The following is a 24,999-nucleotide window of genomic DNA, read 5'->3' on the forward strand; positions in this document are numbered from 1 at the left end:
TTCGCTTTCGCCCGCTGCCCGCCCAGCGAAAGCTCGCTCGTATCCTGCGCCACGACCACATCACGGCCTCTCGCACGCCCCGCCGTGCGTTCTCCAGCGCAGCCGGCGATCTCTTCTGCCGTCACTGCATCGTTGCGAAGAAAGCGCGTGAACTGAATCTCACGCGCGCGATCGCGATTGCACGGGGGTCATTTGGCCGCAAACGAGCACGAGCGTGGCGGGCTCAGCTCGGCAAGCAAGCCCCTTGCCGTCACGAGGCTGCGTGTCTGGAATCCCTCGGTAAACTGCTGATAGACGGACGCAAGCATATCGTGCGCCTGCTGGTGCCGCCCGCCTCGCTGCCATAATCTCGCGAGCGCAATCGCCGCGCGAAGCTCATAGCCCAGCGCTCCCTGATAGCGGGCGACGTCGAGCGCCTGCACGAGGCTCAGCTCCGCTTGCGAAAAATCCGGATTACTCTTGTGCATCAGCGCTTCCGCTCTTGTGCGCAACATGTCGGGCATGTCCATCATGAAGTTGCAGTGCCGGGCCTGGGCGATCGCCTGATCAATGGTGTCCAGAGCTTCGTCGCCGTGACCTGTCGCCGCCAGGGCTTCGGCGAGAGGCATGCGAAGCCCTGCCACCGCACCGAAACTCAGGCTCTGCAGCTTCTCGATCGAACCTTTCAACATCGCGAGCCCGATGCCGGTCTCGCTTCCAGCCAGCAGCGTAATCCCCTTCATGGCCTCGCCTACCATCTGGAGGATGGCGAGGTCGTGCCTTCGAGCCTCCACGATGAATCTGTCGATATGGTCTTCGCAATCCTCCGTTTCGCCATTCCAGAAGAAGACGCCGAATGCCCATGGCAATGCCCGGCAGAACATCACCGGATGGTTCGCTGCTATGACGTCCGAGATGGCACGGCGCACCATTTGCGTCGCCTGATCCGAATGTCCCTGAAGCCAGAGGACGCGTGCAAGGGTGATCTGAGCGCGTTTGGGATATTCGAGCGTAAGTCTGCTAGGGACGTCCCCACCCAGGTCCGGATGCAGCAACGCCGATTCGATGTATGAGCGAGAGGCCGCGAACTTTCCGAGATATTGGCAGGAGATGCTGAGCAACACGCGCATGCGCGCCACCGCAATGGAATCGTTGCTGGCGAGAGCAATGGCTTCGCCGTGTTTGGCAGTGCCCAATGCCTCATCATACTTGCCGACGAACAATTGCAGCAAATGCAACTGGTCGATCAGGCGAATCTGCCCTTGTATGTCGCCGACCGTTTCCGTCAGCTCGATCGCCCGGTGGAGGTGATTTGCGCCCAATTCATCCAGCTGTCCCGTGAGCATGCGGGCGGCCACAAGCGTAGCGTGAAGGACGAGGCCCTGCTTGATGCTTCCGTTGGTCTCATCGAGTGCTTCGATGGCGCGGGTGACCCAGAACTCGCATTCTGCCAGGAGCGACAGCTTGAAGAATAGCGGTCCTGACGCTGCGGCGAGGGCCACGCCGGCTCTGCGGTCTCCCTGATCGGAGAAGCACCACGTCAGCGCGGCACGGACGTTGCCAAATTCCTCGGCAGCCGCCGAGAGGTCTCGGTTCGCTTCGCCGCCGATCTTTTCAAGGAGGCCGGGAAAGTAGCAGGCGTGACGTCGCGAGATCGCGCCGGCGTCCCCGCTGGCGGCAAGTTTCTCTTGCGCGTATGCCCGGGTCGAGTCCGCAAGGCGGTAGCGGGTCGGTTGCGAGCCGATGTTCAGTGCGAGCATCGACTTGGCGATGAGGCTGTCGATGATCGCCAGGATCGTGTCGTCGTCCTCCGTGGTCGCGGCAATCGACCGCGCGGCATCCAGGGTCATGCTGCCGACGAACACTGACAGCCGGCCGAGGATCACGCGTTCCGATTCGCTTAGTAGATTGTAGCTCCATTCGATGGTTGCGCGCAGCGTCCGGTGTCGGGGCAGTGCGGTGCGTCGTCCCTCCCATAGCAGATTGAGGTGTTGGTCGAGGAGCTGGACCATCGCTCTCGCGCCGTATACGCCCACATGGGCGGCGGTGAGCTCGATGGCGAGCGGGATGCCGTCGAGCCGGCGGCAAAGGTTGCCGACATCAGAGGCATTCGCATCCGACAGCGCGAACTCGCCGCCTCCCGCAGTCGCGCGCTCGACGAAGAGTTTCACGGAAGCATAGGCGAGGGCGTTCGCGGCCGTCAGAACGGCCCTCTCCGGCGGGCTCGGCAGCGGCGGGAGACGGTATGTGAATTCGCCTTCGACGCGCAGCAGCTCCCGGCTCGTGGCCAGGATGTGCAGCTCCGGCGCTGCCTGGTAGAGCCGCTCGGCAAGCGCCGCCGCTGCCTCGATGACGGGCTCGCAGCAATCCAGAATGAGCAGCATGCGCCTGTTGCGCAGGAATGCCGCGAGGTTGCTCGTGGGATCATTCGATCGGATCAGCAGTCCAAGTGAAGATGCGACGATTGCCGGCACCGGAGCGGCGTTGCCGGTCTTGCCGAGATCGACGAAGTGGACGTGACCGACGAATTCATCGAGCAGGACGTGGCCTGCGGAAACGACAACCGTGGTCTTGCCGATGCCGCCCGGGCCGACGACGGTGACGAAGCGTTGAGCTCTCAGTTTTTCTGAGATGTCCTGGATGGTTTGCTCGCGCCCTACCATCTGCCGGGGAGGCGCCGGCAGGTTGTGGACGTAAACCGGGTCGGTCGGTGCAGATTGCCTCTGTTCCGGGTGCGAGACCGCAGCGACGAAGCAGTAGCCTTGCCCGGAGACCGTGCTCAGATATCTGACGCCGTCGTTGCCGTCTCCGAGTGCCTTGCGGAGTGCGGCGACATGGACACGCAGGATGTTTTCCTCGACTTCAGTGCCCGGCCACGCCTTGGCGATCAGATCCGTCTTGCTGACGACGTTGCCGGCCTGCCGCACCAGGGCGAGCAGGATGTCGAATGCGCGACCCGACAGTTGCAGCGGGCCTCCGTCTCTTTCAATCAGCCGCTGCGATGGGTCGAGGCGAAACGGCCCGAAGACGAAGATCTCCCGGGAGGCTTCGTCCTGGGCGCAGCGGTCAGCGGGGGTCATCACGTTGTTGCTTTGCCAGCGGGGGCCATTTGGGGATATCAACCCGGCGCACGACTCGCCACGTTCTATGACTCGGAAGCACACCAAGACGTGTGAACGTAGTGGCCCGCGAAAGCTAACATCCAGCAGTTTCAGGGTAAAGGATCTGAGCCTATCACTTTCGTCTGGGGCTCGAAGTGACTCCTGAATCTTTCGGGACGTCCTATCCGATGAATGTCGGCTTGAGAATGTCTTCCAGTCCGATGCGGCGGAGCAGTTCCGCGCGGGCGCTGTCGGCGATGGCGTCGACGGTTGCGGCTCCGTCGTCGTCCGGACCGAAATGAGCGCGTAGCGGACGCTGTCCGAATGGCATGTCGACGACATCGGCTATGGCGGTCGCGACGTCTTGGGGAGTTCGATCCTTCGCCGAGAGCTGCGCAAGCGCCGATAACGCGACCTCGCTCAAATCGGCCGTCGGACCATCCGCGTATTCCTCGGCCCGAACCGTGTCCAGCGGCCGGCCGGAGCGAATGTAGTGGCCGGGTCCGAGCGCGCTGGGGACGACGATGGTCGTCTCGACGCCCCAACGCGCGAGCTCGCCGGCATAACCGAGCGCCAGCGCGTCAAGGGCGGCCTTTGACGAAGCATAGGCGCCGAGGAAAGGAACCGAGCCGCCACGCGCGCTGCTCGACGAGACCCATATCAGCAGGCCTTGGCCCTGCTTGCGCAACTGTGGCAATGCGGCCCGATTGAGCCGTTGCGCATTCAGCACGTTGGTGTCGTAGAGCTCGGCAAGCTGGTCCGGTGTAAAGGCCTCCACCGGTCCGTAGAGGACCTGGCGGGCGTTGTGCACGATCACATCGAGGCGGTTGTTCTCGGCGACGATGGCATCGATGGCCGAGTTTACGGAGCCTTCCGAAGAGAAGTCGAACGCGATGGTTCGGAGATCCCCGCCGTGCTTGCCGGCCTCGGCTTCCGGCCCCGCGACGCCGTGCTCATCGTGGCCATCCGTTTCCCGCATTGAAATGTAGACCGTGTGGCCGGCCTGGGCCAATTTCTTGCAGGTGCTTCGTCCGATGCTGTTCGCAGCTCCCGTGACGATGATCACTTTGCTCATTCGAACCCCAATTGCATTCCACCTCCCGCAAAGACGCCAGCGCCGTCGCGACAGGTCGTCGCTCGGCAATCGACCGCTGGCCTTGCGCGAAGAGCCTCAGAAATACGGCCGGGCGCAAGACGGGTCTTTCGAGCCCGGCGGCTAATTTTCAGATCGCACGAAATATTTCGAAAAAGCCCGAAGGCGGGACAGGACGGGCCTCCCGCTGGCCGGACAACCCTGAACGTGCCTTCGCGAAATTCGCGTTGGGTTTCAGAAGATCGTGGCCGCGGCCGCCGGCTACAAGGAACCTGAGCCGCTCGATGGAACGGACCGTGGGGGCGGTCTGCAGGGAGCTCGCCCATTGCAAGGAGAAGCGATGAATCATTCAGGCAAGCTACCGCGTTCGGGACTCGGATCGCTGGTGTTGATTGCGGTTGTCCTCGGAGGTGGCGCCGCCGCGTTCGCCTACACCGCAGGCTGGCTCTCGCCCGGGCGCTTGACGCCGGAGCGGATGATCGCGGCGCTGACGCCCCCGAGCGGCGCGCCGCTCGGGCACCGGCGAAATCATGCGAAGGGGATCTGCTTCACCGGCATCTTCGAGGCGAACGGAGACGGTGTGGAGCTCTCGCGGGCCAGGGTCTTTGAACGGGGCACCTATCCGGCTCTGGGGCGCTTCAATCTCGGCACCACCGATCCGAACGCCGTGGATGCAACTGTCCGCGTGCGCGGCTTGGGATTGCAGATTGCAGCGGCGGACGGCGAAGAGTGGCGGATGGCGATGATCAACCCGCCGTTCTTTGCAGTGTCCACGCCGCGGGCCTTTCACGACCTGCTGATTGCATCCGGCAAGAAGGATCCGGAGGCGATGAAGATTTTCATCCAGGCAAATCCGGAATTCGCCGCCTTCGCGGCCTGGGCCAAGACGGCGCCTTGGACCGCCAGTTATGCGGAAGAGCCTTACCACGGGCTCAACAGCTTCATCTTCACGGACGCGAAGGGCGGCGAGCATGCAGTTCGGTGGTCGCTGCTGCCGACGGCACAGATCGTTCCGGTTTCGCAAGCTGAGCTGGAAACGCACGGTCCGAATTTTCTCGAGCGGGAGATAACGGAGCGGGTCCGGACCGCCGGCGCGCCACGCTGGACCATGGTCACGACGGTCGCCGATCCCGGCGATCCGACCGCGGACCCGAGCAAGGCCTGGCCGGAGAACCGCCGCACGGTGAAGGTCGGAACGCTCATCGGCAGCGGATCGAGCCGGAGCAGGATGGGCCTTGCCGCGACATCAACTTCGACCCGACCGTGCTGCCGCGGGGAATCCGGGTGTCGGACGATCCTTTCCCGGCTGCGCGCTCGTCGGTCTACCGCAAGTCCTACGATTTACGCGCGGCCGAAGCCCGCGACTATCCGCGAACTGAGACCACCAAGCCATGAGCATTGCTCCTCATCGTTTCGCCCTGATTCAGAGGCTCCTGCACTGGCTGATGGCGGCCTGTATCATTGCCATGTTCTTCATCGGCGTCGGCATGGTGTCCACGGTGACGCCGACATATCTGCCGCTGATCCTGATCCACAAGACGCTCGGCCTCACGCTTCTGGTTCTCGTCGTGATCAGGCTGGCGCTGCGGCTTCATTACGGCGCGCCGCCGTTACCGGCTGATCTTCCGCCGGCGATAAAGCTGGGAGCGAGATTATCGCATCTGCTCCTCTATGGCTTCATGATCATTATGCCGTTGCTGGGCATCGGCATGCTTTGGGCCGCGGCCTATCCGGTCGTCCTGTACGGCGGAGTCCGAATTCCGGCGTTGCTGCCGCAGAGCGACCCCGTGCACACGCTGCTGTGGCAAGCCCATTTCTATCTGGGCTTCGCGTTCTTTGCCCTCGTGCTGCTGCATCTGGCGGCCGGGCTGTTCCACGCATTGATCCGCCGCGACGGCGTGTTCGGTGCGATCGCACTCTTTCCACTTCGGAACAGGACGACGCCCGCAGAATGAGGGCTTCGCGCGGCGGCGAAACGCGTGGCTAAAAGTCTTTCAACCTCCAGCAAGGATGACGGCAATGACCAAGGCAGACCTCCAAAGCCCGACGGATCTCGGGGCCAATGCGAACCGTGACGTTCCAGCCGCGCTGAGAGCGCTGCTGGCAGATGTCTTCGCGCTGTACATGAAGACCAAGAACTTTCACTGGCACGTGTCGGGCAGGCATTTCCGCGACTATCATCTGCTGCTCGACGAGCAGGCCGAGCAGATTTTTGCCATGACTGACGATATTGCCGAGCGGGCCCGCAAGATCGGCGGAACGACGCTGCGCTCGATCGGCCAGATAGCGCGCGAGCAGCGCATTCTCGACAACGACGCCGATTATGTCGATCCGCAGGACATGCTGGCCGAGTTGCGCAGCGACAACCAACAGTTGACACGGGAAATGCGCCGGGTCCACGAGCTCTGCGACGAATACGGCGACGTCGCGACTGCAAGCCTGCTGGAAAACTGGATCGACGAGACGGAGCGGCGGATCTGGTTCCTGTACGAGACGGGCCGAGGCGGTCCGAACTCGTAAGCACTGGGTATATCATGCGGCCGGAAAGGGCCAGCCGATCGTTGCGGCGGCGCGGAAGCGAGGGAGACCCGCGCTTCCGCGTATTGGTGGTTGATTGTCTTCGAATTGATAGACCAGGCCGGCGCGCCGGGCCAGCATCGTGCGGATGAAACAATGTCGCTGCATCCGCGAAAGATGACTGGAGGCAGATATCTATACGCTTGACCACATCTATGACCGGCAGGCCGGTCATACGTACAAGGATCACGCCATGACGGATATGTCGAACTCGAAGGTGTCGCTCGGAAGGGCCATTCACGCAATCGCCGGAAAGTGGGGCTGGTTCGTTGCGCTGGGGGGCGGTGAACTGATTCTTGGCGGCATTGCGTCGGCCAATCTGATGGCGGCGAGCCTCGCCTCCGTGCTCGTCATTGGCGCCACGATGGCAGTCGCCGGAATCTCCCAGATCGTACATGCCTTTTCGGTGCACGGCCTGCGTGGCTTCCTGTGCTGGCTGCTCGCCGGAATCGTCTATGCCGCTGCCGGAGCCGTCATCCTCTACGATCCGCCGCTGGCCTCGGTCTCGCTGTCGCTCGTAATGTGCGCTTTCCTGGTCGCTGCCGGGGTGACGCGAATCTGGGCAGGCTTCCATATACGGCCGGCCGCAGGCTGGCGCTGGATCGTGGCTGCCGGCGTTGTGACGTTCTGCGTCGGCGTGATACTGGTTGCGGTCTGGCCTGCCATTGGCCTGTGGCTGCTCGGTGCGATGCTGGTCGTCGATCTGGTCTTCCAAGGTTGGGGTTTCATTGCATTCGGGCTCGCGCTCCGGAGCCGGGCCTCGCGGCATTCGGCCGAGCCGGCGACGGTGTGAGCCATGATGACAGGTTCGACATTCACGCGGCACCGGGAGATCGCCTGGCGCGGCGGCCGCACGACATCGACGTCGCGATTGGTGGCCGAGGAGAGCGCCATCGCGCTCACCTATAACGGATCAACGCATGCCGTGATGATGGGGACGCCGGCCGATCTGGAGGACTTTGGTGTCGGCTTCAGCCTCACCGAGGCCATCGTCGGTCGTGCGAGCGAGATCAGGAGCATCGAGCTGATCTCGAACGAGCTCGGCATGGAAGTGCGGATGTGGCTCGATGGCGACCGCGCGGCGGCCCTGGCCGCTCGCCGGCGCGCCATCAGCGGACCGGTCGGGTGCGGGTTATGCGGCATCGAAAGCCTCGAACAGGCGCGTCGCACTCCGTCGCGGGTCGGGGGCCCGGGCATTGCCTTTCACGCGCGGGACCTGCTGAATGCCATGCAGGCGCTGTCTCCTCTCCAGACGTTGAATCAACAGACGAGGTCCGTTCACGCAGCAGCCTTCTGGCATCCGGGCACCGGAATTACCTTGGTCAGGGAGGATGTCGGCCGGCACAACGCGCTCGACAAGCTCGCCGGTGCAATGGTCCGCGACGGCAACTCGGCCCGCGACGGCGCCGTGCTGCTGACGAGCCGCGTTTCAGTGGAAATGGTGCAGAAGGCCGCGATGATGGGCGTGCCAGTCGTTGTCGCCGTTTCCGCGCCGACCGCGCTCGCCATCCAGACCGCGAACGAGGCGGGGATGACGCTTCTCGCCGTCGCCCGTGATGACGGATACGGCGTCTTCACGCATCCGCGCCGCGTTCTGCTGCCTGACGAGGCCTTGCCGCGCGCCGGCCGCTGATATCCGCCGGCCGGCGAACATGGTGATGCAAGCCGTAACAACTGAGCCTTTGGCCGGGACACGCGTCGAGATTCACGCTCCGGAACGATCGTTGCTGGTTGCCTCTCTGCTCTGCATGTCGGGAGGCTTCCTTGACGCTTTTACGTGGCTCTCGCTCGGCGTCTTCGCGAACTCGCAGACCGGCAATGTCGTCTTCCTCGGAGTCTTTGCCCAGTCCGGACAATGGCAGCGCGCGCTCCATCATCTCCTTCCGCTGGCTGCCTTCATCCTGGGAGCGCTGGTGGCGGCCCGCAGCCGGGCGGCGCGACGCTGCCTCGTTGGAGAGATCGTCTGCCTGGCGGCGGCGATGCTGATGCTTCATCGCGTTCCTGATGAGATCGTAATCCTTATCATCTCCTTTGGCGTCGCGCTGCAATCGGCGAGTTTTAGAGAGGTCGGCCGCTGGAAGTATCTCTCGGTGACCGTTACTGGGAACATGCTCCGCGCCATCGATCAGTTCGTTGCGGCGTCCGATCGCGATGCGGAGCGCGGCGCCGGAACCATGCTTGCGCTCTGCCTGATGTTCCTGCTCGGGGCCGCCGTCGGTGGTTGCGTAACGAAATGGCTGGGAACATGGAGCCTCGCTCTGCCGATCGCGTCGTCGGCATGGGTTCTCTGGCTGTGCCGGTATCCAAGCCATCCGCACTGAAGCCTTGCCAACATTTCTAGCCTTCGTTCGCAGGGCTCGCTTGCTGCAGGCCGAGGCGCCCACCATGCCATTCGGCAAAAGCACGTTCGTTCGCGGAAGCGTGCTCACCGTGCCGTTCGTACACTTTCGATCAGTACCGCCAAGGTGCTTTCCGACATCAACTGCCACGAGAGGTAAGGATGAACGACCTCCGTAAAGAGACAGACAGCCTGGGTGAAGTGAACGTTCCCGCGAACAAGCTCTGGGGTGCGCAGACGCAGCGCTCGCTGGAGCATTTCAGCATCGGCCGGGACCTGATGCCGCGCGAAATGATCCAGTCCTACGCGATCCTGAAGAAGGCGGCGGCGAACGCGAACTATGCCGGCGGTCGTCTCGACGGCAAGATCCACAAGCTGATCGTCCACGTCTGCGACGAGATTCTCGCGGGCCAGCATCACGACATGTTTCCCCTTCACGTCTGGATGACGGGCAGCGGAACGCAGTTCAACATGAACGTGAACGAGGTGATCTCGAATCGATGCTGCCAGCTCGCGGGCACCGCGCTCGGCAGCAAGCTGCCGGTTCATCCGAACGACCACGTCAACATGTCGCAATCGTCGAACGACAGCTTTCCTTCGGCCATGTACATCGCGGCCGCGCAGAACGTGACGGAGCGCCTCGTTCCCTCAGTCGAGGCTCTGCATGACGCGATCGCGGCAAAGTCGAGCCAGTGGGACGACATTGTCAAGATCGGCCGAACCCACATGCAGGACGCCACTCCGCTGACGCTCGGTCAGGAGTGGTCCGGCTACGCCGTCATGCTCGCTGACAATCTGGCGCGTATCGACGACACGCTCAAGGGTGTCTACCGTCTCGCGCTGGGTGGCACGGCCGTTGGCACCGGGATCAACGCCGCGCCGGGCTTTGCAGAGGCCGTCGCCGCCGAGATCGCGCGCTTGACGGGCCTGCCCTTCGTCAGTGCGCCGAACAAGTTCGCAGTGCAGGGCGCGCACGACGCGCTGGTGCAGCTTTCCGGCACGCTGCGCACGCTCGCCGGCTCGCTCTACAAGATCGCAAACGACATCCGCCTGTTGTCCTGCGGTCCGCGCGCGGGCTTTGCCGAACTGACGATACCCGAGAACGAGCCCGGCTCGTCGATCATGCCGGGCAAGGTCAATCCGACGCAGGCTGAGGCGCTGACCATGATCGCCGTGCAGGTGATGGCGAACGACGTCGCCGTCGGGTTCGGCGGTGCCGGAGGCTTTTTGCAGATGAACGTCTACAAGCCGCTGATCATCCACAACATCGCGCAGTCCATCACCATTCTCACCGACGGCTGCACGAATTTCCGCACCTTCCTCGTCGAAGGTACCGAGCCGAACCGCAAGAAGATCCAGGAGTATGTCGAGAGGTCGCTGATGCTCGTGACGGCACTGGCTCCGGTGATCGGCTACGACAAGGCGTCGCGGATCGCGCATTACGCGATGGACAACGATCTCACGCTGAAGTCGGCGGCGCTGAAGCTCGGCTTCGTGACCGAGCCGGAGTTCGACCGCATCGTGGATCCCGCCAAGATGGTTAAGCCCTACGTTGCCGAGATCAAGGTGCCGCTGGCGATCGGCGCGAAAGCCGTTTGAAGGGAGCAAGAGCCATGATCCGGCGCGCACAATCTCGCTCGGGCAAAGCAGCAACAATGCAAGGAGAGACACAATGATCCGCTGTGTGCGTCTATGGACCGGCAAGGATAACAACTCGCATTTCGAGGACGGCTTTCTCGAGCTGGAGCCGGGCCAGCGTGGCGACTTCCTGACCGGCAAGATCGATGCCGTCAGCATCTCCTTCCAGGAGACGGAATCAGGCGGGGCCTTCGCCTGGCACACTGCGCCGATCCGGCAGCTCGTGATCACGCTGAGCGGTACACTCGATTTCCAGACGCGTGACGGCCACCACTTCCTGATCCACCCTGGCAACGTCCTGCTGGCCGAAGATACCGCAGGCTCCGGGCACAGCTGGAAATTGACCGACGATTCGTCCTGGCGCCGTGCCTACGTGATCCTGCGGCCTGGAGCGGACGTGCCGTTCCGCGCCAAAGCGCGGCAATCGGCGCGGGCGTGATCGAACCATCTAGAACAGCAATAGCCAACGAAGGAAAAAGCCATGTCAACAGCTTCCGACCGCGAAACCGACGTCGTCCTCATTGGCGCCGGCATCATGAGCGCGACCCTCGGTGTCTTTCTCAAGGAGCTCGAACCCTCGCTGTCGATCCAGACGTTCGAGATTCTCGGGGATTGCGCGCGGGAAAGCTCCGACTCCTGGAACAATGCCGGTACCGGCCATGCGGCAAACTGCGAGATGAACTACACGCCGCCGCGGCCCGACGGCAGCGTCGACATCTCCAAGGCGCTCCAGGTCAACGTCGAGTTCGATCTGTCCCGACAGTTTTGGTCCTACCTGATCGGGCGGGGAGCGATCGTGGATCCCAAGTCCTTCATTCATCCGGTGCCACACATGAGTTTTGTGCACGGCGCGGAGAACGTCGCGTTTCTCCGAAAGCGGTTCAAGGCGATGTCGGCCCATCATTGCTATGAGGGCATGGAGCATACCGAGGATCCCAGTCAGATCGCCGAATGGACGCCGCTGGTGATGGACGGAAGGAGTGGCGACGAACCGGTTGCCGCAACGCGGATCACCACCGGTACCGACGTCGACTACGGCGCGCTGACGCATCTGCTGATCGGGCATCTTGTCAGTCAGCCGGGCTGCGCGGTCCACTACAACAGCTGTGTCACCGGTCTTGACCGGGAGCAGGGCGGCCGGTGGCGGATCGAGGTACGGGACACCGCGAGCGGCGAGACGCGTTCGGTTCGCGCGAAATTCGTCTTCATCGGTGCCGGCGGCGGTGCGCTGCCGCTGCTGGAGAAATCCGGTATCCCGGAAGGACGCGGCTATGGCGGTTTTCCAGTCAGTGGGATCTGGCTGCGCTGCGATGATCCGGAGATCAACAAGCGACATCATGCCAAGGTCTACGGCAAGGCCGCGGTCGGATCCCCGCCGATGTCGGTGCCGCACCTCGACACGCGCGTGATCGGCGGCAAGCACTCGTTGCTGTTCGGCCCCTATGCGGGCTTCTCGAGCAAGTTCCTCAAGCACGGCTCGTTGCTGGATCTCTTCGAGTCCATTCGTCCCGCCAACGTCAAGCCGCTGCTTTCGGTGGCGCGGGACAATTTCGATCTCACCGAATATCTGGTCGGGCAGGTGCTGCAATCCGAGGGACACCGGCTCGCGGCGCTCGACGAATATTTCCCGAAGGCCGACCCGAAGGACTGGAGGCTGCAGGTCGCGGGCCAGCGTGTCCAGATCATCAAGCCCGATGTCAAGCGCGGCGGTCTGCTCGAGTTCGGGACCGAGCTCGTCGGCGCGAACGATCATTCTCTGGTCGCCCTTCTCGGCGCCTCGCCGGGTGCCTCCACCGCCGCCTTCATCGCGATCAGCGTGCTGGAGAAGTGCTTTGCCGGCGAGCTGACGGCGAGCGCCTGGCTGCCGAAGCTCAAGCAGATCGTCCCGTCCTATGGCGTGTCGCTGATCGACGACGCGGATTTCTGCCGCCAGATTCGCGCGGCGACGGCGAAGGTCCTCAAGGTCGACAACATTCCGCAGCCGGCGGCACGCGCGCCAATGGCCGCGAATCGGGCGTGAGCGAACGGGAGACTATCCGATGGATCCGACGGCACTCCTCCTGTCGCGGCTGCAATTCGCCTTCACCATCTCGTTCCACATCATCTTTCCGGCATTCACGATCGGGCTTGCCGCCTGGCTCACCGTGCTGGAAGCGATGCACCAGTCCAGTGGCAGGCCCGTCTACCGGACCCTGTTCGAGTTCTGGCTGAAGATCTTCGGCGCGGCATTCGGCATGGGCGTCGTATCGGGCGTGGTGATGGCGTTTCAGTTCGGGACGAACTGGAGCGTGCTCTCGAAGGTGTCGGGTCCGATCCAGGGCCCGCTTCTGTCCTATGAAACATTCACCGCCTTCATGCTGGAGGCGGGCTTCTTTGGCATCCTCATCTTCGGTCGTCCCCGGGTGCCGCCGTGGTTCTACCTGTTCTCGACCGCGATGGTCGCGCTCGGAACCGCGCTGTCGGCTTTCTGGATCATGGTCAACAACAGCTGGATGCAGGTGCCGACCGGCTACGTCCTGCAGAACGGCCAGTTCGTGCCTGATGACTGGGCGCAGATCATCTTCAATCGCGTGGTCTGGGTCCGATTTCCGCACATGCTGCTCGCGTCCTACCTGACCGGCGCATTCTGCGTGGCGGCGACCGGCGCGTGGTATCTGCTGCGGCGGACCTATCGCGCCGAGGCGCACGTGATGCTGCGGATGGGCCTTGCGCTCGCGGCGGTGCTGCTGCCGGCCCAGCTCTTCATCGGGCATCTCGTCGGCGACTATGTCCACGACTACCAGCCGGCCAAGTTCGCCGCGATCGAGGCACGCTGGCATGACGAGCAGCCGGCCTCGGAGGTGCTGATCGCAATTCCCGATTCGAGCACTGAATCGAACAAATTCGCGATTTCGATTCCCGTGCTCGGGAGCATCATCGGCAGCATGAGCCTGACGTCGAAGGAGGTCGGCCTGACCAGCTTCGCGCCGCAGGACCGGCCGCCGGTGGCGATCCCGTTCTTCGCTTTCCGCATCATGGTCGGCTGCGGTTTCGTGATGCTAGGGCTGGCCTGGCTCGGGACCTGGCTCGGCCTCAAGCATCGGCTCGATCGGAGCCGCCTGCTGCTGTGGGGCATCTTCCTCAGCTTCCCACTGCCCTGGATCGCGATCCTCACTGGCTGGTACACCGCGGAAGTGGGGCGCCAGCCGTGGACTATCTACGGCGTATTGCGCACTGCGGACGCCGTGACGCCGTTCCTGACCGCGTCGGCTGCGATGGCTTCCCTGATCCTGTTCGTCGCGGTCTACGCCTTCATCTTCTCGTTCGGGACGTATTACATCTATCGGCTGCTGCGTGCCGGCCCGGCGGGACCCGGCAGCAAGCCACTCCACGTTCCCGTGCCCAATCGGCCGATGTCGCTCGCCGATCAGGTGCCGGCCGCGCGCAGCTATCTCGAGGCGAGAGAATAGCCATGGTGATGTACTGGGTTGCCCTTCTTGCCATCAGCATTCTGATCTATCTCCTCCTCGACGGGTTCGATCTCGGCGTCGGCATGCTGTTCGGCGTGGCCGGCAGCGAGGCGAAGCGGGATGCCATGCTGAGCACGGTCGCTCCGGTCTGGGACGGCAATGAAACCTGGCTGATCGTCACGGGCGTGATCATGTGGGGCTCGTTCCCCGTGGTCTACGCCATGGTGATGTCGGCCTTCTATATCCCTGTCGTCGTAATGCTGCTCGGATTGATCCTGCGCGGCGTGGCCTTCGAGTTTCGCGGCAAGGCGCTCCGGTCGCGCTGTGTCTGGGACGTCAGCTTCGTCGCGGGCTCGTTTGCGGCCAGCTTCATGCAGGGCGCGATGGTCGGTGCTCTCGTCGAAGGACTTCAGTTCTCCAACGGCGATTATGCCGGCGGAACGTTCGGCTGGCTGACCGCCTTTTCCGCCCTGTGCGGGATCGGGCTCTGCTTCGGCTATTCGCTGCTCGGCGCCTGCTGGCTGGTGAGGAAGAGCGATGGCCCCGTTCGGAATGCCGCACGGCGCCAGATCCCGCCGCTGGCGATCGGCGTCCTGGTGTTCCTGGTCGTCGTCTTTGCGTATGCGCTTGCCGAACATCTTCCGATTCTGCGGCGCTGGACCGACCGGCCCTATCTGCTCGTGTTTCCCGCGATCGGCGCCGGCGCGGCCGCGATGCTGGCCAAGAGCATCCTCGTCCATGACGATTATTGGCCGTTCCATATGGTCGCGCTGATCTTCGTGGCGGCTTTCGCCACGCTCGCTCTGTCGTTCTGGCCCTACATGATTCCGTTCGTTGTCACGATTGACGAGGCCGCGGCGCCTCATGCAAGTCTCGCCTTCATGTTCTGGGGCGCCGGCCTGTTCGTATTTCCGCTGATGCTGCTCTATGTCGCCGTCGGTTATCGCGTCTTCCGCGGCAAGGCGGCGCCTGCGGCCGATCACTACTGACGGCTGCACGCTCGAAGTTGCAGCGGTCCGCCATGGACGAAAAGAAAGGCGCCGGCTTTGGCGCCTTCTCGTTCAGGCCCCCTTGTCAGAGGTCTGGTTCAGGATTTGGGCATGACGCCGGGGCTGTTGTCCGGCCATTGGGCGACCAGCTTCTCGTCGATGTTGAAATGTTGGACGACCAGCCTGGCGGGCGTGTGCGTCAGCCAGTTGGAAAGCGACACCTCCTCGTAGCGGGGCGCACGGAACACGCCGACGAACTGCAATTCGGTGTCCCCGACATTCTCGACATAATGGCCGAGATTGCGCCGGACATAGCCGATGTCGCCGGCCGAGAAATCCGTCGTCAGCGCGTTGGGGCCGGTGTCGAACACCGTCATCCACGCCTTGCCCTTGATATAGTACTGCCACTCGTCGGCGTTCGGATGCCAGTGCATCTCCCGGACTGCTCCCGGCGGCATCGTCACCAGCGCCGCGGCGACGGTGGTGGCCACCTTGAAGTTGCTGCTGTCGGCGACGCGGATGCTGCCGGCGGAACTCTCCTTTACCGGCGCCGAACTGCCGAGCGAATGGATGAACGGATAGGGCGGTGCTTCGGCATGCTTGGCGATTGCGGCACGATCGGCGGCGAGATCGCCGGGCACCGTGCCCTGAAAGATCCAGCGATTGTGCAGCGGGATCTTCGCGAACGCGTCAGCCGGGACGCCGAAATTCTTCGCCAACACTTCGGGCGGCGTATGGGCGAGCCAGTCCGTCACGAGCAGCGTGTTGAACTCATTGGCGTGGCCGTCGTCGAAACAGATTACGAATTCGCAGCCGTCGGGCCCCAGGCCCTGCAGCGAATGCGGCGCGCCCGGTGGGAAATACCAGAGGTCGCCGGCTTTGAGGTCGCCGACATAAGGGCGTCCTTGCGTGTCGAGCACGGTGATGCGGCAGCTGCCGTAGGTCATGATCGCCCATTCGGCCGCCTGATGCCAATGCAGCTCGCGGATGCCGCCGGCGGACAGCCGCATGTTGACGCCGGAGATCTCCTTCGAGATGGCGAAATCCTCGACGGTGACCTGCCGTGCCCAGCCGCCATTCTGGATGCGCCTCGGCGCATTGTTGAACGAGGCCCAATCCATCGGCAGGCCGCCAACATCGGTTGGCGGCGGGGTTTGCGCGGAGGGGAATTGCTTGGCCAATTCAGGATTTTGCGGACCGGGATCGGTCAGGCTTCCCGGGCTTTTGGCATTCACGGCCCCTTGCGGCGGCTCGTCCGGATTGCCGAAGGTTGCGGCCTGCGCGCTGGAACCGACCATGGCGGCGCCTGCCGCGGACATGGCCAGCAAATCACGTCTTGAGAACATATTGGGTCGCTCCTGAAAAATGTCGAAAGCCCTCCGTAGCGACGGGGCTCTGGCCGACAAATCTAGTTTCCGGTTGCCGTTTCTGCTTCCGCGAACGGTGCTCTTTTTGCCGGAATGCATGGCTGCTGCGGCCGGCCGCCCGGGACCGAACGTGTGCAATTGCGAAATTCGGCTTCGTTTTGAAAAGACGGCTCTGCCCGCGCGATCCTTAACTGAACCGGAGAATTGCCAGATCGAAAGATATCGAGATGACCACGAAATCGGTTCGGCCCTATCGTGAACCTGCCGGCGGCTGGGGCGCACTCAAGGCGCTCAGCGAGGCGCTTCTGGTGCAGCGGGCGCCGCTGAAGGGCGCAGCGACGCTGAGCCGGATGAATCAGCCGGAGGGCTTTGATTGCCCCGGCTGTGCCTGGCCCGATCCGAAGCACACCTCGTCTTTCGAATTTTGTGAGAACGGCGGCAAGGCGATCGCCTGGGAGACGACATCGAAGCGCTGCACGCCGGAATTCTTCGCCGAGCATACCGTCACGGAGCTCGCGAGCTGGAACGATTACGATCTCGAAATGGTCGGGCGGCTCACCCATCCGGTGGCTTACGACGCCGCATCCGACCGTTATCTCCCGGTGGAGTGGAGCGATGCATTCGACATGATCGGTCGCGAGCTTCGGGCCTTGCCGGATCCGAACATGGCGGAGTTCTACACGTCCGGGCGGACCTCGAACGAAGCCGCCTTCCTCTATCAGCTTTTCGTGCGCGAATACGGTACCAACAACTTCCCCGACTGCTCGAACATGTGCCACGAGGCGACCAGCGTCGGCCTGCCGTACTCGCTCGGCGTCGGCAAAGGCACCGTGCTGCTTGAGGATTTCGACAAGGCTGACTGCATCTTCATCTTCGGTCAGAATCCGGGCACCAACAGCCCGCGGATGATGACCAGCCTGCGCAATGCGGCACGCCGCGGCGCCTCCATAGTCTCGTTCAACCCGTTCCGTGAGCGGGCGCTGGAACGTTTCCAGGCACCGCAGAGCCCGGTCGAGATGATCACGCTGTCGTCGACGACGATCAGCTCAAAACTGCTCCAGGTGCGGGTCGGCGGCGACGTCGCCGTGCTCAAGGGAATCATGAAGATTCTGGTGGAAGCCGACGAGGCCGCTCGTGCCGCCGAGCACCCCGAGATCCTGGACTGGGATTTCATTCGCAGCCACACCGTCGGCGTTGAAGCGTTGATCGACGATCTCAAGCGCACGCAATGGCCGGACATCGAACGTCAGTCCGGCCTGACGCGCGAGGACATGGAATATGCGGCCGGCGCCTATATGAAGGCCGAGCGCGCCATCCTCGTCTACGGCATGGGCATCACCCAGCACTGGCGCGGCGCGAACAACGTCCAGCAGATCGCCAATCTCGCGCTGCTGCGCGGCAATGTCGGGCGCGAAGGCGCCGGCGTCTGTCCGGTTCGCGGTCATTCCAACGTGCAGGGCGATCGGACCGTGGGGATCACTGAGGTCCCCAAGGCGGATTTCCTCAAGCGCCTGGAGCAACGCTTCGGCTTCAAGCCTCCGGCCGCGCCGGGGCACAACGTGGTGACCGCGCTGGAGGCCATGATCCGCGGCGAGGTGAAGGCATTCTTCGCGATGGGCGGCAATTTCGCTGCGGCCATTCCGGACTGGCAGGCGACCCAGGCGGCGCTCGGCAAGCTCGATCTGACCGTCCACGTCTCGACCAAGCTCAACCGCAGCCATTTGATTCATGGCCGTGCCGCCCTGATCCTGCCGTGCCTCGGGCGCACCGAGATCGATGTGCAGGAATCCGGGCCGCAGTCGATCACGGTGGAGGATTCGATGTCGATGGTGCATGCGTCCGGCGGCCGGAACAAGCCGGCATCGGAGCATCTCCTCAGCGAGATCGCGATCGTCGCCGGCGTTGCCAAGGCGACGCTGGGCAAGCGCACGGTGGTCGATTGGGACGGCTTCGTGACTGATTACGACCGCATTCGCGATGCGATCGAGGCGGTGTTCCCCATCTTCCAGGGCTACAACGCCCGCATCCGCGTCCCAGGTGGCTTCCATCTCACCTCGACCGCGCGCGAGCGCATCTGGGCGACGCCGTCGGGCAAGGCAAACTTTTTGGTCTTCCCGGGCTGCGGCGAGGATCCGCCGCAGAACGATCCGGAGTCCCTGTGGCTCACCACCATCCGCAGCCACGACCAGTACAACACCACGCTCTACTCGCTGTCCGACCGTTATCGCGGCGTGTTCGGTCAGCGCGACGTGATTTTCCTCAACGAATACGAGCTGAGGAAGCGCGGGCTTGCCGACGGCGACCGCGTCGACCTGATCACTGCCTCGACCGACGGCGCCGAGCGGATCGTGCGCAACTTCCGCGTCGTGGCCTATTCCTTTCCGACCGGCTGCTGCGCGGCGTACTATCCGGAGACCAATCCGCTGGTGCCGCTCTATGCCCGTGATCCCCTGAGCTTCACGCCGTCATACAAGGGCGTCCCGATCCGCCTCGCGCGTTCGGCCGCTACCGGGGAATAGCAGCCGCGCCGGACGTCGCGATCACGTATCGGCCTGGAGATCGCAGCGCCGCGAATCCGCCGGCGAAACGGATATCGGCAGCGTGAACCAGAAGCGGGCGCCGCCATTCGCGCCATGGCCGTCGGCGCCGATCCGGCCTCCATGCGCTTCGACGATCGACCGGCAGATCGGCAATCCCATGCCCATTCCGCTCTCTTTGGTCGTGAAAAAGCTCTCAAACAGCCGGTCGACATGTTCGGCGGCGATGCCGGGACCGTTGTCTTCCACGGAGCAGTACAGCGTGGCCGCGTCCTGGATGACCGTGCTGATGATGATCCTGCGATCGTCATATCCCGCTTGCGTCATCGCCTGCACCGCGTTGATGGCCAGATTGACGATGACCTGCTGGAGTTGGGTACGATCACCGAGCACCTGCGGCGTGCCCGGATCAGGCCGGTGCAGGATCGTCACGCCGCGGGATTCCATCTCGTGTCGAAGGAACAAAAGCACTTCCCGAATGATCTCGTCGAACGATAGCAATGCCTGTTCGGGCGCTTTCCGCGAAGCCATCCCGTGAACGCGCGACACGATGTTCGCGGCGCGCTGGGTATCCACAACGATGTTCTCGATTGTTTTGCGGATCTCGACGATATCGGGCGCGGGCCTGTTCAGCCATCGCAGCCCGGCTGCGCCGTTGGTGGCGATCGCGGCCAGGGGCTGGTTGACTTCGTGGGCGATCGACGCGGTGAGTTCACCTAGCATCGAGACTCGCGCGGCATGCGCGAACTCAGCCTGTACTTGCTGGAGTTTCTGCTGGGCGCGAACACGCTGTGAGATGTCGATGGTGCCGACCAGGCTGACTTCGAGATCGTTGATGGGGCCGACCCGGGCCGTCGTGAAGAGAACGTCGACGACGCGGCCGTCCCACGTGACCATCCTGGTCTCTTCCTCGAAATTCGTCTCACCGCGGTAACGGGATTCCATGGCGCGCCGGAATGTATCGGGACGATCCGTCCAGGTCTCGGCCATGGAACGTCCGACATAGTCGCCGGCGCCGCCGCCGAACATCTGGATGGCCCGTTCGTTGGCCTCCTGAAACGAGAGCGCGTCCATGCAAGTTCGGAGGAATTCGGGATGGCTGTCGAAATAGGCGCCGAGATCCTTGACGCCTTCGGCGCGCAATTTCCGGAACAGCACGACCAGCCTGCTGGCATCGAGCTGCCGGAATGCGATCGGCATGCGGCTGAACAAATGGCGGTAGCGCTGCTCGCTCCGCTCCAGCTCGACATGGGCCTTCTTCAGGGCCGTGATGTCCATGATCGCGCCGACGAGCGTCAGCGAAGCGGCCAGAAAAGCGGCGAAAGCGATCGCCGTGAAATTGTCTCCGAGCAGTGAGCAGGCGAAGGACAGCAGGGTCAAAACAAGGCTGCCCCAAGCCCACAGGAGAATGCGATCCTGTATTGTCTGGATCGGCAGCACACGGCGCCACCATCGCTGGGGCTGTACGGGGTTAGAGCCATCCAGGCGTTCGAGCGTCATGCAAACGGTTTACCGCCCCGCCGAAGAGCGGTCTTCTGCGTTTTCGTCGACGCTTTGTCAAAACGCACGAATCCGAAATCGAGCCGGCATCATGCCGGCGGTGACCTGCTCAAGCGGATTCATGGCGCAATCCCGTATCTGCTTCGCTCGTGGATGGAGCGGATGTCTCGGTCGCCCGTGGCTTCCGCCCGGTCAGCCGGTTGCCGAGCCGGTCGAGATAGAGATAGACGACGGGCGTCGTGTAGAGCGTCAGGACCTGCGACAGCATCAGGCCACCGACGATCGTGTAGCCGAGCGGCTGGCGCAGCTCCGCGCCGGTGCCGGAGCCGACCATCAGCGGCACGCCGCCCAGCAGCGCCGCCATCGTCGTCATCAGGATCGGACGAAAGCGCAGCGTGCAGGCCTGGTAGATCGCCTCTTCGGGGCTGAGTCCGTGCTGGCGCTCCACCTCGAGGGCGAAATCGACCAGCATGATGCCGTTCTTCTTGACGATGCCGATCAGCAGGATGATGCCGATGATGGCGATGACGCTGAGATCCATGTGGACTGCCAGCAGCAGCAGGAGTGCGCCGATGCCGGCCGAAGGCAGCGTCGACAGGATCGTGATCGGGTGGATCAGGCTTTCATAGAGTACGCCGAGAATGATGTAGATCACGATTAGGGCGGCCCCGATCAGCAACGCCGTGCCTGACAGGGAGGATTGGAACGCCTGCGCGTTGCCCTGGAACGAGGTCGAGAGCGAGGCGGGCTTGCCGGTGCTCCTCTCGATATTCTGGATCGCCGTCACCGCATCGCCCAGTGCGATGCCGGGCTTCAGGTTGAACGAGATCGTCACCGAGGGAAACAGGCTCTGATGATTGATCAGGATCGGCGCGGGCTTGATGACGCTGTGAACCAGCGTGCTCAGGGGGACCTGCTGGCCGGTGGCCGAGTTCAGGTAGATGTCCTTTAGTGCCTCGGGGCCATACTGGAAACGCGGATCGACTTCCATCACGACATGGTACTGGTTCAGCGAGGTAAACATCGTGGAGACGATGCGCTGGCCGAACGCGTCGTCGAGGGCATTGTCGATCGTCGTGGGCAGGATACCGAAGCTCGATGCGACCTCGCGATTGACGGTGACCTCCAGCCTCGGGCCGGCATTGGCCTGGTCGCTCGCGACGTCGGTGATGAGGTCGAGCGCGCGGAGTTTTGCCAGGAAGGTCGCCGACCAGTTGGTGAGCTCGTTGGAATCTGCGTCCGTCAGTGTGTACTGATACTGCGTCTTCGACAGCCGTGCGCCGATGGTGATGTCCTGTGCGGCCTGCATGTAAAGCCTGATGCCCTGGATGTGGGCCAGCCGGGGCCCCAGCCGCGCGATCACCTGATCGGCGCTGGCCTTGCGCTCGGGCTTCGGCTTCAGGACGATGAAGATGCGTCCCTGGTTGAGCGTTGCGGTCGGGCCGCCCGGGCCGATATAACTCGCCACCGACTGGACCGCCGGATCCTTTGAGAGGATGTCGACGATCGCCTGCTGGCGCTCCGACATGGCGGGGAAGGATATGTCCTGTGCGGCCTCGGTGATGCCGACGATCTGGCCGGTGTCCTGTTGCGGGAAGAAGCCTTTTGGAATGATCACGTACAGATAGCCGGTCAGCGCAACGGTCGAGAGCATCACGAGCAGGGTCGCGAAGCGATGGCGCAGCACGATTCGCAGGCCCCTCGCATAGAGCGAAAGCAGTGCATCGAAACCGCGTTCGAAGACGAGATAGAGCCGGCCGTGCCTCTTCCGCGGGTCGTGCTTCAGGAGCCGCGCGCACATCATCGGCGTCAGTGTGAGCGAGATGACCAGTGACAGCAGCAGCGCGGCGGTGATGGTGATGGCGAATTCCTGGAATAGCTTTCCGACGTAACCGCCCATCAGGAACAGCGGGATGAACACCGCGATCAGCGACAGGGTGATGGAGACGATCGTGAAGCCGATCTCGCCGGAGCCCTTGAGCGCGGCCTCCATCGGCGTCATGCCCTGCTCGAGATGGCGCACGATGTTCTCGATCACGACGACTGCATCGTCGACCACGAAGCCCACCGCGATCGAGAGCGCCATCAGCGAGAGGTTGTCCAGGCTGTATCCAACCACGTAAAGCACCGCGAACGTGCCGACCAGCGACAGGGGAACCGTGATCGCCGGGATGATGGTGGCCCAGAAATTCCGCAGAAACAGGAATATGACCATCACCACGAGTGCGACCGTCAGCAACAGCGTGAATTGAACGTCGGAGACTGCGGCGCGGATGGTGGCGGTCCGGTCGGCGGCGATCGTCACCTTGATCGCCGGTGGAACGGAGGCCTGCAGTTGCGGCAGCAGCTTCTTGATGCGGTCGACGGTCTCGATGACGTTGGCGCCGGGGACGCGCTGGACCGCCAGGATGATGGCGGGATCCCTGCCGTACCAGCCAGCCAGGAGGTCATTCTCGGGCCCCTCGATCGCCGTGCCGATGTCGCGTATCCGCACCGGCGAACCGTTGCGATAGGCGATGATGAGGTCTTCATAGGCGGATGGCTTGAGCAACTGATCGTTGGTGTTCAGCGTATATGTAACGCGCGGGCTGTTGAGCGTGCCCTTGGGCAGGTCGACATTGGCGCCGGCGATCACGCTGCGGACGTCTTCAAGGCCGATGCCGCGGGCGGCAAGCGCCTGCGGATTGACGCGAACACGGATCGCGGGCTTCTGCTGGCCGCCGATGCCGACGAGGCCAACGCCCGGCACCTGCGAGATCTTCGGCAGCAGAATGTTTTCCGCATAGGCGTCGACCGTGGTCAGCGGCAGCGAGTCCGACGTCAGCGCGATCAACATGATCGGCGTCTCGGCCGGGTTCACCTTCCGGATCGTCGGAGGGTAGGGGATATTCGGCGGCAGGAAGGGGCTCGCCGCATTGATCGCGGCCAGCACGTCCACCGCCGCACTGTCCACCGTGCGCGACAGCTCGAATTGCACTGTGAGCAGGGCCACGCCAAGCGCACTGGACGAGGTGAGCTGTGTGATACCGGGAATCTGGCTGAGCTGCTGCTCGAGCGGCGTGGCCAGTGACGAGGCGATCGTGCCGGGATCAGCGCCGGGTAGTTGCGCCGAGATCTGGATGGTCGGGTAGTTGACGTTCGGCAGCGCGCCGACCGGCAGCAGGGGATAAGCCGCAACGCCGCACAGCAGCAAGCCCGCCATCAGCAGAGCGGTTGCGATCGGCCGCAGGATGAAGGGCGCGGAGAGGTTCATGGGATTGCGTCCTGCACGGCGCTTTGCAGGTCGGCTTCGCGCGCCGCCTTGCCGTGCAGCTCGCGAACGCGACTGCCTTCCGCGAGCCGGTACTGGCCGTCGATCACGACAACGTCACCTGATTTCAGCCCCTGGTCGATCAGGGCCTTGCCATCGCGGATCTGTACGACGTGAACGGGACGCAAGGCGGCCGTCTGGCCGTCGGTCACGACATAGACATAGGTGCCGTTCGGGCCCTGCTGCACGGCCGAGCCGGCGACAGTGAGCGCATCCTTCTGAATCTCGAGCAGCAGGCGCGCATTCACTAGCTGGCCCGGCCACAGCCGGTGCTCATGGTTCGGGAACACGGCCTTGAGCTGGACGGTGCCGGTCGTTCCTGCGATTTCGTTGCTGACCAGCAGCAGCGTGCCTTCGTCGAGCTTCGTTTTGTTGTCCTGGCTGTAGGCGACGACCTTCAGGGAGCCCTTTGCGGCGTGCTCCTGAATTATGGGCAGGGCTGCCTGCGGCAGGGTGAACAGCAGCGAGATCGGCTCGATCTGGGTGACGACGACGAGGCCGTTGGCATCGGTCGGATGAATGACATTGCCGACATCGATCTGGCGAACGCCGGTGATGCCGGGAACGGCCGACGACAGGCGGGTATAGCTGAGCTGGACGTTCGCCTCGTCGATCTGGGCCTGGTCCGCCTTCACGGCGGCCTTGAGCTGCGCCACCTGCGCCGTCTGCGTCTCGATCAGTTGCGGGGTCGCATAGCCCTTGTCCCCGAGCTGATTGTAGCGGGAGAGATTGGCCTCGGCGTTCGTGAGTTGCGCCTGGTCCCTGTCGCGATTGGCCGTGAGCTGCTCGATCTGCGCTTCGTAAGGACGCGGGTCGATCTGGGCCAGGAGATCGCCGGCCTTGACGGTCTGTCCTTCCGTGAAGGCGATCTTGACGATCTGCCCCTGGATCTGGCTGCGCACGACGTCGGTGTTGTAGGCGATCACCGTGCCGATGCCGCGCAGATAGATCGGAACGTCCTTGCCCGTGACCGTGGCGGCGACCACCGGCACGCCAGCGGCCACGGGTGCGGCTGCCACGCCCGGCGTGCGGTCGGTGCCGAAGAACCAGAATCCGGCGCCGACCATGACCGCAACGAGAGTAACAAGCGCAATGGTGAGGTTCCGTTTCACGGTGATGAT

The 24,999-nt window shown here is 63.5% G+C and carries 17 protein-coding genes and 1 pseudogene; 12 read left to right on the plus strand and 6 right to left on the minus strand.

The genetic code is table 11. The annotated features are described in order from the left end of the window. Positions 1-188 precede the first annotated feature (188 nt). Together ABIB06_RS36100 and ABIB06_RS36105 are read right to left on the minus strand one after the other, a co-directional pair. Complete coding sequence (locus ABIB06_RS36100) at positions 189-3,059, minus strand: ATP-binding protein (RefSeq protein ID WP_354125696.1); 2,871 nt, start codon at positions 3,057-3,059, stop codon at positions 189-191. Positions 3,060-3,261: 202 nt separating this feature from the next. Then, the gene (locus tag ABIB06_RS36105; protein WP_354052877.1) at positions 3,262-4,155 is read right to left on the minus strand and encodes an SDR family NAD(P)-dependent oxidoreductase; all 894 of its coding nucleotides are present in this window, start codon (positions 4,153-4,155) and stop codon (positions 3,262-3,264) included. 358 nt (positions 4,156-4,513) lie between these two features. Here ABIB06_RS36105 and ABIB06_RS36110 point away from each other — a divergent pair. From ABIB06_RS36110 to cydB, 11 genes and pseudogenes are all read left to right on the plus strand, one after another. Next, positions 4,514-5,568 (plus strand): annotated as a pseudogene (locus ABIB06_RS36110) (catalase family peroxidase). Beyond that, entirely contained in the window at positions 5,565-6,128 is a 564-nt protein-coding gene (locus ABIB06_RS36115) for a cytochrome b (protein ID WP_354052879.1), read from the plus strand. The pseudogene ABIB06_RS36110 and the gene ABIB06_RS36115 overlap by 4 nt, the downstream one beginning before the upstream one ends. A gap of 64 nt (positions 6,129-6,192) precedes the next feature. After that, a complete protein-coding gene (locus ABIB06_RS36120; protein WP_354052882.1) occupies positions 6,193-6,693 on the plus strand; it encodes a Dps family protein in 501 nt (166 codons plus the stop codon). A gap of 250 nt (positions 6,694-6,943) precedes the next feature. Further along, entirely contained in the window at positions 6,944-7,543 is a 600-nt protein-coding gene (locus ABIB06_RS36125) for an HdeD family acid-resistance protein (protein ID WP_354052884.1), read from the plus strand. Positions 7,544-7,546: 3 nt separating this feature from the next. Beyond that, on the plus strand, positions 7,547-8,383 hold the full coding sequence (gene fdhD, locus ABIB06_RS36130) for a formate dehydrogenase accessory sulfurtransferase FdhD (protein WP_354052886.1): 837 nt from the start codon (positions 7,547-7,549) through the stop codon (positions 8,381-8,383). Between the two features lie 91 nt (positions 8,384-8,474). Further along, positions 8,475-9,071: a YoaK family protein gene (locus tag ABIB06_RS36135; RefSeq protein ID WP_354052888.1), complete on the plus strand. Its 597-nt coding sequence runs from the start codon at positions 8,475-8,477 to the stop codon at positions 9,069-9,071. A gap of 179 nt (positions 9,072-9,250) precedes the next feature. Continuing rightward, positions 9,251-10,687: a class II fumarate hydratase gene (fumC, locus tag ABIB06_RS36140; protein WP_354125694.1), complete on the plus strand. Its 1,437-nt coding sequence runs from the start codon at positions 9,251-9,253 to the stop codon at positions 10,685-10,687. A gap of 73 nt (positions 10,688-10,760) precedes the next feature. Continuing rightward, positions 10,761-11,165, plus strand: a complete 405-nt coding sequence (locus ABIB06_RS36145; protein ID WP_247445598.1) for a cupin domain-containing protein — start codon at positions 10,761-10,763, stop codon at positions 11,163-11,165. A 42-nt stretch (positions 11,166-11,207) separates the two neighbouring features. After that, positions 11,208-12,746 carry a malate dehydrogenase (quinone) gene (mqo, locus tag ABIB06_RS36150; protein ID WP_354052890.1) on the plus strand — a complete coding sequence of 513 codons (1,539 nt, stop codon included), beginning with the start codon at positions 11,208-11,210 and terminating at the stop codon, positions 12,744-12,746. A 19-nt stretch (positions 12,747-12,765) separates the two neighbouring features. Next, positions 12,766-14,175, plus strand: coding sequence for a cytochrome ubiquinol oxidase subunit I (locus ABIB06_RS36155; RefSeq protein WP_354052892.1), 1,410 nt, complete (start codon positions 12,766-12,768; stop codon positions 14,173-14,175). 2 nt (positions 14,176-14,177) lie between these two features. After that, complete coding sequence (gene cydB / locus ABIB06_RS36160; protein WP_354052894.1) at positions 14,178-15,164, plus strand: cytochrome d ubiquinol oxidase subunit II; 987 nt, start codon at positions 14,178-14,180, stop codon at positions 15,162-15,164. Positions 15,165-15,262: 98 nt separating this feature from the next. Here the strand turns inward: cydB and ABIB06_RS36165 are convergent, their stop codons facing one another. Continuing rightward, entirely contained in the window at positions 15,263-16,510 is a 1,248-nt protein-coding gene (locus ABIB06_RS36165) for an oxalate decarboxylase family bicupin (RefSeq protein ID WP_354070091.1), read from the minus strand. 248 nt (positions 16,511-16,758) lie between these two features. Between ABIB06_RS36165 and ABIB06_RS36170 the strand changes: the two genes are divergently transcribed. After that, complete coding sequence (locus ABIB06_RS36170) at positions 16,759-19,050, plus strand: FdhF/YdeP family oxidoreductase (RefSeq protein ID WP_354052898.1); 2,292 nt, start codon at positions 16,759-16,761, stop codon at positions 19,048-19,050. 21 nt (positions 19,051-19,071) lie between these two features. Here the strand turns inward: ABIB06_RS36170 and ABIB06_RS36175 are convergent, their stop codons facing one another. From ABIB06_RS36175 to ABIB06_RS36185, 3 genes are all read right to left on the minus strand, one after another. Next, the gene (locus ABIB06_RS36175) at positions 19,072-20,568 is read right to left on the minus strand and encodes a sensor histidine kinase (protein ID WP_354125695.1); all 1,497 of its coding nucleotides are present in this window, start codon (positions 20,566-20,568) and stop codon (positions 19,072-19,074) included. A gap of 109 nt (positions 20,569-20,677) precedes the next feature. Then, on the minus strand, positions 20,678-23,821 hold the full coding sequence (locus tag ABIB06_RS36180) for an efflux RND transporter permease subunit (protein ID WP_354052902.1): 3,144 nt from the start codon (positions 23,819-23,821) through the stop codon (positions 20,678-20,680). Beyond that, a complete protein-coding gene (locus tag ABIB06_RS36185; RefSeq protein ID WP_354052904.1) occupies positions 23,818-24,990 on the minus strand; it encodes an efflux RND transporter periplasmic adaptor subunit in 1,173 nt (390 codons plus the stop codon). The genes ABIB06_RS36180 and ABIB06_RS36185 overlap by 4 nt, the downstream gene beginning before the upstream one ends. Positions 24,991-24,999: the final 9 nt, after the last annotated feature.

The organism is Bradyrhizobium sp. LB8.2, from assembly GCF_040548035.1.
Lineage (GTDB): Bacteria > Pseudomonadota > Alphaproteobacteria > Rhizobiales > Xanthobacteraceae > Bradyrhizobium.

What these genes read in the sequence shown, in the direction of transcription:
- ABIB06_RS36100 (WP_354125696.1), bottom strand. Translation starts at nt 3,059, where the DNA reads ATGACCCCCGCTGACCGCTGCGCCCAGGACGAAGCCTCCCGGGAGATC.
- ABIB06_RS36105 (WP_354052877.1), bottom strand. Translation starts at nt 4,155, where the DNA reads ATGAGCAAAGTGATCATCGTCACGGGAGCTGCGAACAGCATCGGACGA.
- ABIB06_RS36115 (WP_354052879.1), top strand. Translation starts at nt 5,565, where the DNA reads ATGAGCATTGCTCCTCATCGTTTCGCCCTGATTCAGAGGCTCCTGCAC.
- ABIB06_RS36120 (WP_354052882.1), top strand. Translation starts at nt 6,193, where the DNA reads ATGACCAAGGCAGACCTCCAAAGCCCGACGGATCTCGGGGCCAATGCG.
- ABIB06_RS36125 (WP_354052884.1), top strand. Translation starts at nt 6,944, where the DNA reads ATGACGGATATGTCGAACTCGAAGGTGTCGCTCGGAAGGGCCATTCAC.
- fdhD (WP_354052886.1), top strand. Translation starts at nt 7,547, where the DNA reads ATGATGACAGGTTCGACATTCACGCGGCACCGGGAGATCGCCTGGCGC.
- fumC (WP_354125694.1), top strand. Translation starts at nt 9,251, where the DNA reads ATGAACGACCTCCGTAAAGAGACAGACAGCCTGGGTGAAGTGAACGTT.
- ABIB06_RS36145 (WP_247445598.1), top strand. Translation starts at nt 10,761, where the DNA reads ATGATCCGCTGTGTGCGTCTATGGACCGGCAAGGATAACAACTCGCAT.
- mqo (WP_354052890.1), top strand. Translation starts at nt 11,208, where the DNA reads ATGTCAACAGCTTCCGACCGCGAAACCGACGTCGTCCTCATTGGCGCC.
- ABIB06_RS36155 (WP_354052892.1), top strand. Translation starts at nt 12,766, where the DNA reads ATGGATCCGACGGCACTCCTCCTGTCGCGGCTGCAATTCGCCTTCACC.
- cydB (WP_354052894.1), top strand. Translation starts at nt 14,178, where the DNA reads ATGGTGATGTACTGGGTTGCCCTTCTTGCCATCAGCATTCTGATCTAT.
- ABIB06_RS36165 (WP_354070091.1), bottom strand. Translation starts at nt 16,510, where the DNA reads ATGTTCTCAAGACGTGATTTGCTGGCCATGTCCGCGGCAGGCGCCGCC.
- ABIB06_RS36170 (WP_354052898.1), top strand. Translation starts at nt 16,759, where the DNA reads ATGACCACGAAATCGGTTCGGCCCTATCGTGAACCTGCCGGCGGCTGG.
- ABIB06_RS36175 (WP_354125695.1), bottom strand. Translation starts at nt 20,568, where the DNA reads ATGACGCTCGAACGCCTGGATGGCTCTAACCCCGTACAGCCCCAGCGA.
- ABIB06_RS36180 (WP_354052902.1), bottom strand. Translation starts at nt 23,821, where the DNA reads ATGAACCTCTCCGCGCCCTTCATCCTGCGGCCGATCGCAACCGCTCTG.